Here is a 13497-nt window from a genome sequence, read left to right on the forward strand (position 1 = left end):
AGTACAAAACAATGAAAAAAGTATCTGGAATCATAGATCCTTTGTGGACGATTATGAGATTATCCTCCATACAGTTCCTGCTGGCGGTTTTGGCCGGCGCCACGAGTCTCGCCCGCGAAGGCAGGGCGCAAGAGCTCCTGTACAAGAAAGTGAGTATTCAGGCTGAGCATAAGCCCATCAAGGAAATATTGGCGACGCTCGAAACCAGGGCAAATGTGAAGTTCGTATATAGCTTACAGTTACTGCCCGTAAACCGCCGCGTTTCGATCGACGTCGAGAACAAAACGCTGGCCGAGACGCTGGATAAGATGTTTTATCCCGACAATATCACCTACCAGACGATCAACAAAAAGATTGTTCTTAAACTACTGCCCCCGAGCTCGTCTCACGTCACCGATCCACCAAATCCGGACGCTTCACAGGTAGGCGGGCAGGTCAGCGAGAAGCTCGTCACCGGTAAAGTAGTGGATGATAAAAATGCAGCATTGCCGGGCGTCAATATCGCGGTGAAAGGCACGACGACGGGTACCATTACCGACGCCAATGGCCAGTTTTCCCTGAGAGTCGCCGATGAAAATGCGGTGTTGGTTTTCTCGTTCGTAGGCTACACCGCGCAGGAAATACAGGTGGGAAGTAGTTCCAATCTGGATGTAACGCTGGCCGTTGACGATAAGAACCTGGAAGAGGTAGTGGTGGTAGGTTACGGAAGTCAGAAAAAAGTGAACCTGACCGGCTCAGTGGGAAATGTGCCGATGGGCGACATGAAAAGCCGGCCATTAACCAATACCGGACAGGCATTGCAAGGCACCATTGCAGGTGTGTATGCATTGCAAAGCTCGGGGCAACCCGGCGCGGACGGCGCGGTAATCAGCATCCGTGGGGTAGGGACTTTCGGGGACAACTCCCCATTGATTCTGATCGACGGCTTTCCCGGCAGCATGACCGACGTCAACCCCAACGATATCAAATCGATCTCCGTGTTGAAAGACGCGGCATCTTCCTCGATCTATGGCAACCGGGCCGCAAACGGCGTTATCCTGATCACCACCAACAGGGGTGCTGCGGGCAAGCTCAGCATCAGCTACAATGCCTACTTCGGCTCGCAACGTGCGACGGCCCTGCCTGGCGTGCTGAATTCAGTAGATTATGCCACCCTCAAAAATGAGGCTGCGGCAAATACCGGAAGCAGTCTGCCCTACACCGACGCCGACATTCAGAAGTTTGCCGCGCACAACGATCCGCTGTATCCCGACATCAATTATTTCGATGTGTATTACGGGAAGGCCAATCTTCAGAACCACCGGCTCAATCTGAGCGGGGGTAACGAAAAAGTGCAGTTTGCCCTCATGCTCGGGCAGTTGAACCAGAAGGGGATCCTGGTTGGTACCAATTATAAGAAGACCGATTTCAGGGCCAATATCGATGCCTACTTTCTTAAAAATCAGAAACTTCGCGTGAGCAGCAACATTTCGGGTAACCTGGGTGTGAAAAACGAACCTACCGACCTGTGGAATGCCGAATGGTATGCTACCCTCGCTCCGGTGCTCCCGCTGAAAGATGCCAACGGCAACTGGATGGCGGTAAACGGAGAGCGCAACTACTACGGGGAAATCCAGGAAGGAAGCACGGCCAAGACCAATCGCTATAACCTGAATGCGCAATTGGAAGCCGAATACCGCATTGTGGACGGACTGAGCGCCATGCTCACCTACGGCTACAAAGCGATTACCTCCAAAAGAAATGCTTTTCACGCCAACGTGGCGCTTTACAACAAGGACGGCAGTTTTCGAAACCTTACCTCGGATTTGACGGTGACCAATGAAACCGATGTTCAGACCATGCTGACTTCGTTGCTTAAATACAACAAGACATTCGGCAAGCACGATCTGAGTTTGCTGGCCGGGTATTCCGAGGAGGAGTTTTTGTATGATTGGGAAAGCGGCTTCCGTTCCAAGTTCGTCAATAATACCCAGCGTGTGCTGAGCCTGGGGGACGCTTCAACCCAGACCAATAATGCCGGTAGTTATGATCTCGGGCTGCGGTCCTATTTCGGGCGGGTGAATTATGTGTTCAATAACAAATACCTGTTCGAAGCGAATATCAGAAGGGATGGGTCGTCGAGGTTTGGAGAAGGCCACAAATGGGGTGTGTTTCCATCGTTTTCGGCTGGCTGGGTGATTTCGGAGGAAGGCTTTATGCAAAGTATGAATTGGCTGAGCCTGCTCAAATTGCGGGCTTCGTGGGGGCGGCTTGGCAACCAGAATATCAACAACTACTATAATGGCAGCGATGTACTGTCGTCGGGATTGAACTACTCGCTTGGTGGGACATTATACCCGGGCGTGGCCATCACCACCATGACCAATAAGGATATCACCTGGGAGACAGCCGAGCAACGGAACATCGGTATCGACCTGAACCTGAAAAACGGATTTGGTTTAACACTCGATTATTTTGACAAAAGGACCAAAGATCTTTTGAAAACCATGCCTATTCCGCTCACGATGGCGCTCGGAAACCCGTATGTGAATGCCGGCGAAGTGCAGAACAAAGGCATCGAGGCGGCATTGAGCTACAAGAAATCCTTCTCTAATGGCCTTAAATTCAGTTCCACCATTGTTTTGACACACATCAAAAACAAAATCACCAGCCTGGAAGTCCCCGAAGACCTTAGCTCGCCGAAAGCTACCAAGGTGGGGGCAGCGATCAATTCCTTTTATGGTTACCAGATGGACGGGATTTACCAGCTGGCGGATTTTGACCAGGTGGATGGGAAGTACACGCTGAAACCGGGTGTGGTATCGGTATCGAACTACTCTGCGCAGCCGGGCGATATCAAATATAAGGACCTTAACGGGGACGGCATTGTTGATATGAACAACGACAGGAAGGTGATCGGCAAGCAGTTCCCGGACCTCGGCTACTCGTGGAAACTTGATTTCGGATGGAAAGGGTTCGACCTCGGGATTTTCCTCCAAGGTGTACAGGGTATCCAGGGCTATACCTACTACGAGATTGCGACCCCATTCAGCGGCTTTGCCAACCTGGGTGACTGGTGGAAAGGCCGTTGGACGCCCGAAAACCCATCCGATAAATTCCCCAGACTCACCCTCGATGGTGTCCGTACCAACATCCATTCGTCCTTTTACATGGAAAACGCCGCCTACCTGCGCTTGAAAAACGTAGAGCTGGGTTACAGCATCAGCCCGAAACTGCTGTCCAAAATAGGGCTTGGGTCCATGCGGGTTTATGGAAATGTTCAGAATGCCTTCACGATAACCAAGTTCAAAGGCTTTGATCCTGAGCAAACAACCGACCAGACGCGCGCGCAGGCGTTCCCACAGGTGCGCGTGCTCACAATGGGTTTAAGTGTTAACTTCTAGATGATCCAAAACATGAAAAATATAGTAACAATAGCAGCTTCCTCCTGCATTCTTTTTTTTCTGTCGGCTTGCTCCGACGACCTGCTCGAAAAAACACCGAAAGACCGGCTGTCGCCCTCGACATTCTACGAGAATGAAGCGCAAGTCAAAATGGGGCTGATAGGCATATACAATGCATTGCAGCCGTCGGCCACGCCCAACCATTTCTATCAGTTCGACTTTATGTCCGACAACGGCTATTGCCAGGACGCATGGCAAGGTTCCAAAGAAGTGGGCGAATGGCTGACGAATGCATCCAGCTGGGCCCCTGCCGCAAAATGGAGCCAGAACTACACGATTATCAGCCGGGCGAATGCATTCATGGCTTCATTGGAAGCAGCGCCCGTCGGCGACGATATCAAAAAGCAGATGACAGCGGAGGCGAAGTTTTTGAGAGCCTATGCCTATTCGGATCTGATAACCTACTACGGCGACGTGCCACTCATACTGGCGGTTCAGACGTTGTCGGAAGCGTACGTGGCGAGGACACCCAAAAGTGAGGTACTGACCGCTATTCTGTCGGACCTGGACGCGGCTGCGGCCGTTTTGCCCGATACATATGGCGGTACCGACAAGGGACGTGCCACCAAGGGCGCGGCATTGGCCTATAAAGCAAAAGTGCTGCTGTACAACGAAAAGTGGACGGAGGCTGCCAGTGCGGCGAAGTCCGTCATGGATCTGGCCAAGTATAGTTTGTTCCCGAGCTATGAAGGCCTTTTTCAGGAGGCAAACGAAAATAGCGCCGAGGTGATTTTTGATATTCAGTATATCAAATCTACGCAATCCCAGCCCTGGCCGACCTCGGCCTTGTCGCTCAGTAGCTGGCCCACAGGCAATGTGACCGCGGACCTGATCAATTCGTATTACATGACCAGCGGATTGCCCATCACTGCCGCGGCTTCCGGATACAATGCCCAGGACCCGTTTAAAAACAGGGATCCGCGGTTGGCCGCTTCGGTCGTTTTACCCGGCTCTCAGATGGGCTCAGCCGTGTTTATCCCTGCCAACGATCAAGTGCCGTGCGGGGCGCGCCCGCGCAAGTACGCCGACCTGGGCGCCGCCGACATTAACAACACGTCCCTGAATACGATCCTGATGCGGTATGCCGACATTTACCTGATGCGGGCCGAAGCGCTGATCGAGTCGGGGAGTACGGCCCAGGAGGTGTACGACCTGATCAACGCCGTTCGTGCAAGGGTGAATATGCCCAAAATTGAAAGCGTAGAGGGCAGCGGCCTCAATAAAGCCCAGCTCCGCGCTATACTGCGCCACGAAAGAAGGGTGGAGTTCTACAATGAGGGAACGCGGTATGCGGATATGCTTCGATGGAAGGACCAATCGCTGGTGCACGATGTGTATGGCTACGACAAATCAAAGTTGTCCGACCCTTCCAATCCTGCGAAATGGGTGTTTACGCAAATCAGGATGGAAACCAGGACTTTCGATGCCGCCAAGGGCTGGCTATGGCCGGTGCCGCAGGCAGATATCCAGATTAATAAAAGCCTGCTACCCAATAACCCGGGGTACTAAGCCGGATGCCTGGTCAAACTTATCTTCCACGTTCCGTGGAAGATAAGTTTGCAACCGCGGAGCGTTTAGCGCCACCCGAGCCCCGGTGCGACGTGCTCTAAAATAGAAGACAATACGTGTACATTGTAATCAACTCCCAATGTATTCGGTATCGTTAAAAGGATGGTGTCGGCTTCCTGAATGGCCTCGTCCTGTGCCAGTTCCCTGATGAGCTGGTCTGGTTCAGCGGCATAGCTTCTGCCGAAAATAGCGCGCTTGTCCTGCTCGATCATTCCAATCTTATCGGTCCGGTTGCTTTCCTGCCCAAAGTAATAGCGGTCCTGATCGGTTACCAATGCGAAAATAGACCGGCTTACGGAAACTCTTGGCTCACGCTCGTGCCCTGCTTTTTTCCAGGCTTCTTTGTACAATCTGATCTGTTCCGCCTGTTGCACGTGAAAGGGCTTGCCGCTTTCATCGTATTTCAGCGTAGAACTCTGCAGGTGCATTCCGTTTTCGGCCGCCCATACTGCCGTGGCATTGGAAGCGGCGCCCCACCAGATACGTTCGCGCAGGCCTTCGGAGTGGGGCTCCAACCGCAGCAAACCAGGCGGGTTCGGGAACATCGGGTACGGATTGGGCTGTGCAAACCCTTCGCCGCTTAATTTATCCAGAAATTCCAGTGCCTTGCGGCGTCCCATATCGGCGTCGGTTTCCCCTTCGGCCGGTTCGTAGCCAAAGTAGCGCCATCCATCGATCACCTGTTCCGGCGATCCTCTGCTGATCCCCAGTTGTAATCGCCCTCCCGAAATCAAATCCGCCGCGCCGGCATCCTCTACCATATACATCGGATTCTCGTAACGCATGTCGATTACACCCGTACCAATCTCTATTTTGCTTGTTTTAGCACCTATGGCCGAAAGCAACGGGAAAGGTGATGCCAGCTGAGCCGCAAAGTGATGCACCCGGAAATATGCACCGTCCAAACCGATTTCTTCGGCAGCGACTGCCAGGTCAATGGATTGAAGCAATGTGTCACTCGCGGTCCGGGCGTTGTAAGCCGGATGGTTAGACCAATGCCCGAACGATAAAAAACCTATCTTCTTCATAACACGTATGTCTTGGTCAAATACCCGATTGGATTTTAAATGGCCTCTCAATCGATTTCAAGGTCGGCAATAATACCATTTTTACGACCTTCTTGCAAAGCAAATGCAAAATGAGGGGGCCGGGCATCCATAGGTTTTTGAGCTTTATACATGCTCGGAGAGCTTGTAGGTCCAGACTGCTTCATGGGTGTGGTTAATGACATTTTCGGCTACGCTTCCCAGCACGAGGTGCGTCAGGCCCGTATAGCCGTGCGTGGCCATCGCGATCATGGAGCCGGGCATGCGGGCAGCGAATTTGAGCACGCCTTTTTCCTCGTTGGGCGCGTGCGTAACGTGCACACTATATTCGGTAAGAGCGTAATATTCGGCGAGGTCGCTAAGCATATGGGTCAATGCCTGATCCGTATCCCTCGAATCCGGAGTTTTTACATAAAGCAGGTGCAGGTGCGCCCCCAGGAATGATTGCAATGCCCTGATCTGCCATATGAAGCGGTGCTGCTGCAAATCGATGGTCGTCGGGAAAACGATGTTGCGGATTTGGCTGAGTTTTTGACCCTTATGAATGGAAATAACGGGGACAGGGGCGGTTCTGACGATCTTTTCGGTATTTGAACCTACGATCACTTCCGCGAGCCCGCTACTGCCATTTGTTCCCATCACCACCAAATCGGCCTCGGTTTCATGAATGGTTTTGATGATGACCTGATGGAGTAATCCCTGTTCGACGCGGAAGCCTGGCTCCAAGCGCGTTTTCAACTCACTCCTTACCCGCGTAAAATTCGCGGTGGCCTCGCGCCCCAATTCCGAGAGTATCGAAGCGGACCCGACCGCATACCCCGTCGGATCCAGGTTTTCCAGGTAAACGGGCGTTATATTCACCACGTGCAGGGCAATTACCTCACCCCCGGCAGCTTCGGCCAGCTCAATGGCGAACCGGAGTGCGGACATGGAAAGTACAGAGAAGTCGAAGGGAACAAGGATCTTTTTCATATGCAGGTCGCTTAGAACTAATGGTCATTTGGAACGCTGCAAGTTATCGGCAAGCAATGGGATCAGGCATGATGACTAATGCTTTACAGACTGACTTTTCTCATGTTTGGAGCGCCAGTTGTCATCGAATAAATTTTACATTGTAGAAGTAGAATAGATATCGCTTGCGAACAATAACGATTGGTAATTAAATAAAAGTTAGTAGTTTGCTTACTGGTTGTAGAATTTTATCTACTATCGATCAGAATTCTAGTGATATTCAAGTGCGGGAGGCTGGTTGAATACTGGTATTGGTTATACAAAATACACGGTTAGAGGTAAGTTTTACACCAATTTTAGGCCTCGGGTCTGAATCCGTAAACTCACAAAACCTTGTTGCTATGCAGAAAATGTTGCAGACGATTAGGGCCAACAGAAGCAATCCTGTGCTGGCCAAAAAGCTTTTTTTGACGATCATTTTTCTCAACGTTATAAGTTTTTGGCCCAAGGCGCAGGCTCAGCAGCGCTACCTGGGGCTCAGTCTGGTAAATGAAGGCAACTGGAATAGTATGAAGCTGATCGAGCAGGCACATGATGTGGGTTGCAATGCGGTTTTTCTGAGTATGCAGTGGGGGATGGTTAACGGATACATCTCCCGGGTTTTGAAACAACAATACGGAGACGACTATAACGTATGGCAGATGTACGACGACCAGATCGCCAAGGCGAGGTCGCTGGGCATGAAGATCGGGATCAACGTTGCCATCAGTACGGGCGACAACGTTACGCACAGCTATTCCGATCGTTACGGCATTAATACAGGGGACGGCTGGCTAAAAGAGGAGCGGATCCTGAATGTCGGATATGACGGTACGGAGGCCGTCTTTCAGAAATATGGCGGGCAGATCAACGGAGTCAATGTGCAGTTCGTGATGACTTCGCTCGCGGCACAGTCAACCCGCGACCGGATCGTCGATTTCACCAATAAAGTATTGGAGCGGTATGGCTACCTTCAGGACACGGGCGAACTGCTCTATATCGACCTGATCTACACCCGTAACGGAGAGGGGGAGTACGAGATCGGAACTGACAAATATCACTACGAGCAACCTACTAACCTTCGGGATAACAACAGCCTCTCGGATTACTCGCAGCCGATGGTGAGAGGTTACAGGGCCTGGCTTGCGGCTAAATATGAAAAAATCCAGTCGCTTAACTTCTTATGGGGGACCAACTACCGCTCTTTCAACGAGGTGTCGCCCAAAAGACCGTCGGCCACCACATTCACCCAGCCCGACGGCACCGACTGGTACTTGTACCGGACACAGGTATTGAAGGAGGTAAATACGATTTTCAAGAATACGGTCAAGGCGCACGACAGCCGGATCAAAGCCATATCGCATCATGGTTCGGTGTTTGATAAATTGTCATTGGGAAGAACCACGTTTTCATTTGACGAGATTGCTGCCGAAATGGACGGGATCAAGATCAATGATGACTTCCTTTACGATCACCGGTTCGCTATTGATCTGCTGCGCTCAAATCTTCCCGGAAAGCTGTACATCAACGAGGCCGGATTCAATGCGAGCCTTGGCATTGCCAATTTCATCGCCTACGCCACCGAGAGCTATTCCCATGGTGCGCAGATGGTGAGTTGTATGTTTTTTGAAAACCTGCTGAGTTCGGGCGGAGGACCAGCCGTCCGGCAACTGGCCGACACGTGGGTCAATCAGCCGGTTACAACTCCCACTCCCAGCAATCAGGATAGTTTTACCCTATCGAATATCATTCAGCAGAATGGCTGCGTAACCAACCGTGACAGCTATTCGGGGGATTGCGATGCTTACAAAACCTGGATGGCCGCACGGAATGGTGCCAATGGAGCGCCAGTCAATATATTGCTTAACAATGACCTGAAAGTGGATTGCCAGCTCTCGATCACAGGATCGCCGAGCAACAGCAACCCACGGGTAGGGACGATGATCAACCTGTCGTCCGCCTGCGCAGGAGACTGTTCGGGGCTCACTTACCGCTGGGAGCTCAATGGCACCCAGGTCGGCACCGCCGCTAACCTTACCGACGTAAGAGTATCGTCGGTTCCCGGAACGTACATCTATTCGGTGACCGCCGGCCAGGGTGGCTGTGCGAAAACGAGCGAGGTGGTGGTTACCGTCACGGATGTGTTGCCCGTAACACTGATCGCCTTTAAAGCAACCGCGAGGGAGAACCACGTATCACTCAATTGGTCGACGGCCGAAGAAACCAATTCGAGTCACTTCGAGATCCAGCGCAGCGCAGCCGGAGACAAATGGCACGTGGTGGGAAGCGTTGAAGCGGCGAATGCGAGCCGCGAAAAAATCGACTATGACGCCGTGGACAATGCACCGCTCATTGGGACTAATCTCTACCGCCTGAAAATGGTAGACCACGACAGCACATTTTCATACAGCAAAATAGCACGCGTAGTTTTTGACAGTCCGGATCTGCTCTCATTTTATCCTAACCCGGCTGCCGACCGCCTGCAACTCACCGAAACAGCCCTGAAAAATGCCGCTTCCGTGGAGTTGCTGGATCAAAGCGGCAAAACGGTACTGAAAAGCTCTAAGCCGGGTTCGGTTATCAGCATCGGTCATTTGCCTGCCGGCATGTACGTTCTGCAAATCACCGGCCGGGATGATATTGTCACAAGCAGAAAGGTCGCGATCGGCCGGTAAGCCACAGTACCCGCCCCTGGTAGCATTTACCGGTGCTACCGGGGCAAAAAACGATTCGGTATTGAGTTTTCCTTATTAATGCTAGTTTTGTGGCTTGCATTGTTGGTTTTTAGATGGAACGAATTACCTCACTCCTGTCCGGCAGGTCGCTGAATGATAGCGTCCTGCACCAAACACCTTTTGAGAAATCTTTGCGAAGAAGGCTGCATAAGGTAGGATCAGTCCTGGAACTGATTGAAACGGAAAACGAATATACACCAGCCTCGGCACTGTCTTCTGCCGATGAGCTGCGGCGGCTTATGAACACCTACGAGCGGCTGGACGCCGAGCTCGCCCGGGTGATCACACAATATATAGATGTATCCCTTGTGCGTAAGCGCCTATTCAAGGGCGAGGAAATGAGCATCAAGCACGTAGCATATGTCATCAAGACCACCGCAGCCAAAGGCAGGGTCGCGAAAGACGGCTATTCGAAAGAGGTGAAAGACATTTACGCCGCGATTTCCGTGCAAAATCCGCTGGCGCCTCCTTTTGATCTGGCAAGACCTCATTTTGAAAAAGACCTGGATACCTTCAATTTGTCGTACCAGGTATTGCTCGACAATTTCAAACATCTGGTTGCCAGGGTGGGACCTTCCAATGAGTTTGCCGGAATATCCCCTTATTCCACCGCTACATTGCAAGCACTCGTGGCACAGGCCGAGAACCTGACCCGCGAGATCGCGGTGATCGTTCAGAAAATCTTCGTCGTTTATGAAGAGCGGCTGTTAGTTTTCGAGGAAATAAAAGAGAGCTGTCACGCGATCTGCAAACGGTCGCGATTCGTTTTGGGTTCGCATCATGCTGTTTATAAGGAGCTTATAGCTTTGAAGCACGCAATCATGTAGAACAGGACTTAACAATAACTTAATATTAACGACATATCGGAATAATCTTGCCGCCATAGTTTTGTGTCAAAATATTAGACACTGATTATGAGACATTTGGTTACAGCGATTTCCCTCCTTATTTTAACAACAGGCGCTTGTTTTGCGCAATTTGGCTCTATAAAGGGCTCGATCAAAGACGGCAAGAACAACGAAGCGATCATCGGAGCGACAGTTCAGTTGATCGGAACGGCTACTCCGTTCGGCTCCGTGACGGACGTAGAAGGCAACTTCGAAATCCAGAAAGTACCTGCCGGTGCTTACAAAGTACAGATCAGTTATGTATCGTACGCGACGAAAGAAATAGACAACGTGCGTGTCGAAGCAGATAAATCGACGCTCATCACCACCGCGCTGGTCGAGGACAACAAAACCTTGCAGGAAGTGGTCGTGAAGGGACAGCGCCAGACCAATACCGAAGTATCGGTAATCACAGAAATCAAACAGGTACAGCAGATTGCCGTGGGTATTTCGGCACAGCAAATCCAGCGTACGCAAGACCGCGACGCTTCCGCGGTGATCCGCCGCGTGCCCGGTATCTCCATTTTCGATGACCGTTTTATTGTAGTGCGCGGCTTGAACGAGCGTTATAACACGGTGTTGCTCAATGATATTATCACTCCTTCTACTGAGGTAGACACTAAATCCTTTTCCTTTGATTTGATTCCTTCTTCGGCGATTGACCGGATGCTGGTATTCAAATCGGCCTCGGCAGACCTCCCGGGCGATGTAAGTGGTGGTGCTATTAAAATATATACCAAAACAATTCCCGACGGCAACAGTTTGTCGGTGAATTTCTCGACGGGTTACCGCGCAGGAACTACTTTCAGCTCGGCTACGAGCCACAAGGGCGGTGCATTGGAATTCCTTGGTATCGAGAATGGTACACGTACATTGCCCGATAATTTCCCGAACAGAAGAGGGGTGATCCTGAATGCGCAGTCTCCGACCATTATCCAGAAATTTCAGGACCTGCCGGATTACTACGCTCCGAAGCAGATCAACGTATCACCGGATTGGAGAGCGGGTATCAATTTCAGCCGCAGGTTCTACGTCCGTGATATGGAAGTTACCAACACTTCTTATATCAACTATTCTTTCTCACGTATAAACAATACCGTTACTCAGAGCCGATACAATTTCTCGGGACAGAAAATCGAGGGTTTCAACGACCAGTTCTTGCAGGAGAATGCACGTTTGGGTATCATGTCAAACTGGGCATTTATTCTCAATCCTAAAAACAAAATCGAATTCCGTAACCTGTTCAACCAGATGGGTAACAAGGAAACGGTTGTGCGCGGCGGTGGAAACCTTGAAAACAACCTGGATTACAGCAACGGCGCATTCCGTTACGAAGCCAGGAGCATTTACTCCGGCCAGCTGAGCGGTACACACGAGCTGACGGCGAAATCGAAAATCCGCTGGATCGCCGGTGCAGGTTATACTTACCGTAACGAGCCTGATTTCAGAAGATTTACATCAACCCGCCAGACCGGTACCAACCAGCCGTTCCAGATCAACCTGCAACAATTTGAATCTCCTACCTTGCAGCAGGCAGCACGTTTTTACTCACGCCTCGGCGAGATCGTAGGCACGGGGACCGTTTCTTACGAGCAGCTGATCGGCTCGAAGAAGGATGAGGCAGAGCAACAGGCGAAACTGAATGTAGGTACTTATGTCGAGTACAAAGACCGTAAATACTCTGCCCGCTGGTTTGGTATCGTAAACCCGAACCGCGTAGGTGACGAAATCCTGACGCAGACTCCCGAGCAGTTCTTCCAGAATTCGAACCTGGCTTCCGATAAAGTATACTACACCGAGGGAACCAACTTTGATGATAAATACGCGGCGCAAAACCTGCTCGCAGCCGGCTACGCATCGTTCTACTGGCCAATCACCGAGCATTTGAATGCAACCGTAGGTTTCCGCGGCGAATACAACCGCCAGCAATTGCAAGGTTACGAGCGTGGAGGCGGTATCGAGGTAAATGTTGACCGCCCGGTTTTCACTCCGCTACCTTCTGTTAACCTGACTTACAAATTCAACGACCGGCACGCGGTAAGAGCGGCATACAGCACGACCGTCAACAGACCTGAGTTCCGCGAGCTGTCGCCTAGTACCTATTACGACTTCAACTTCGACGTGTCGCGTAAGGGAAACCCGAACCTGGTGAATGCGACGATCCAGAACTACGATTTGCGTTACGAGTTCTACCCAAGCAAAAGTGAGCTGATTACCCTGTCGTTGTTCAACAAGACATTCAAAGATCCTATCGAAGCGGCGATCTTCTATAACGGTAGCACCGTAGCTTTCACAGTAGCCAATGCCAAAACGGCTTATGCAAGAGGGGTTGAACTGGAAGTTCGCAAAGCACTATCAAACCCTGATAACGCCACTTTCCTGAGCAAAATGCTTGTGACATTGAATGCATCGCTCATCACCAGTAACGTAAAAACGAACGTAACCACCGGCAGCTCCGACCGTTACCTGCAAGGGCAATCACCTTACCTGATCAACGCCGGTTTGTTCTACAACGACGACGAGCGCGGCTTCCAGGTGAATGCGCTGTACAATGTAATAGGCAAGCGGATATTCATCATCGGCGACAATCAGATCAGCGCCAATATCTTCGAAATGTCGCGTAACGTGATCGACCTGAACATTATCAAAACCATCGGCAAGCGCCTCGAAATCCGTGCAAGCATCCAGGATCTGCTCAACCAGCCATTCCGCTTGTACCAGGATACCAACCATGATAACAAAATCGATACTAAAACAGACGGTTTGTATCAGAAATACCGCAGAGGAACTTACTCCATGATTGGCTTGCGCTACACACTTTGATCAT

Annotated in this window: 7 protein-coding genes; 5 read left to right on the top strand and 2 right to left on the bottom strand. The window is 51.1% G+C overall.

Annotation, left to right across the window (positions count from 1 at the left end):
• Positions 1-11: 11 nt before the first annotated feature.
• Together J2Y43_RS28090 and J2Y43_RS28095 are read left to right on the top strand one after the other, a co-directional pair.
• Positions 12-3383 carry a TonB-dependent receptor gene (locus J2Y43_RS28090; protein WP_309990344.1) on the top strand — a complete coding sequence of 1124 codons (3372 nt, stop codon included), beginning with the start codon at positions 12-14 and terminating at the stop codon, positions 3381-3383.
• Positions 3384-3395: 12 nt separating this feature from the next.
• Positions 3396-4952, top strand: coding sequence for a RagB/SusD family nutrient uptake outer membrane protein (locus tag J2Y43_RS28095; RefSeq protein ID WP_309990348.1), 1557 nt, complete (start codon positions 3396-3398; stop codon positions 4950-4952).
• Positions 4953-5017: 65 nt separating this feature from the next.
• Here the strand turns inward: J2Y43_RS28095 and J2Y43_RS28100 are convergent, their stop codons facing one another.
• Positions 5018-6040 (bottom strand): LLM class flavin-dependent oxidoreductase, encoded by a 1023-nt coding sequence (locus tag J2Y43_RS28100; RefSeq protein WP_309990351.1) that lies wholly within the window; start codon positions 6038-6040, stop codon positions 5018-5020.
• Between the two features lie 144 nt (positions 6041-6184).
• On the bottom strand, positions 6185-7030 hold the full coding sequence (locus J2Y43_RS28105; protein WP_309990355.1) for a universal stress protein: 846 nt from the start codon (positions 7028-7030) through the stop codon (positions 6185-6187).
• A 380-nt stretch (positions 7031-7410) separates the two neighbouring features.
• On the opposite strand from J2Y43_RS28105, the gene J2Y43_RS28110 reads away from it, so the two are divergent.
• The 3 genes from J2Y43_RS28110 (at position 7411) to J2Y43_RS28120 (ending at position 13493) form a co-directional block, all read left to right on the top strand.
• Positions 7411-9723, top strand: coding sequence for a T9SS type A sorting domain-containing protein (locus J2Y43_RS28110; RefSeq protein ID WP_309990359.1), 2313 nt, complete (start codon positions 7411-7413; stop codon positions 9721-9723).
• A gap of 113 nt (positions 9724-9836) precedes the next feature.
• Complete coding sequence (locus tag J2Y43_RS28115) at positions 9837-10610, top strand: hypothetical protein (protein ID WP_309990362.1); 774 nt, start codon at positions 9837-9839, stop codon at positions 10608-10610.
• Between the two features lie 87 nt (positions 10611-10697).
• Entirely contained in the window at positions 10698-13493 is a 2796-nt protein-coding gene (locus tag J2Y43_RS28120) for a TonB-dependent receptor domain-containing protein (RefSeq protein ID WP_309990364.1), read from the top strand.
• Positions 13494-13497: the final 4 nt, after the last annotated feature.

It is taken from the genome of Dyadobacter sp. BE31, assembly GCF_031457695.1.
GTDB lineage: Bacteria > Bacteroidota > Bacteroidia > Cytophagales > Spirosomataceae > Dyadobacter.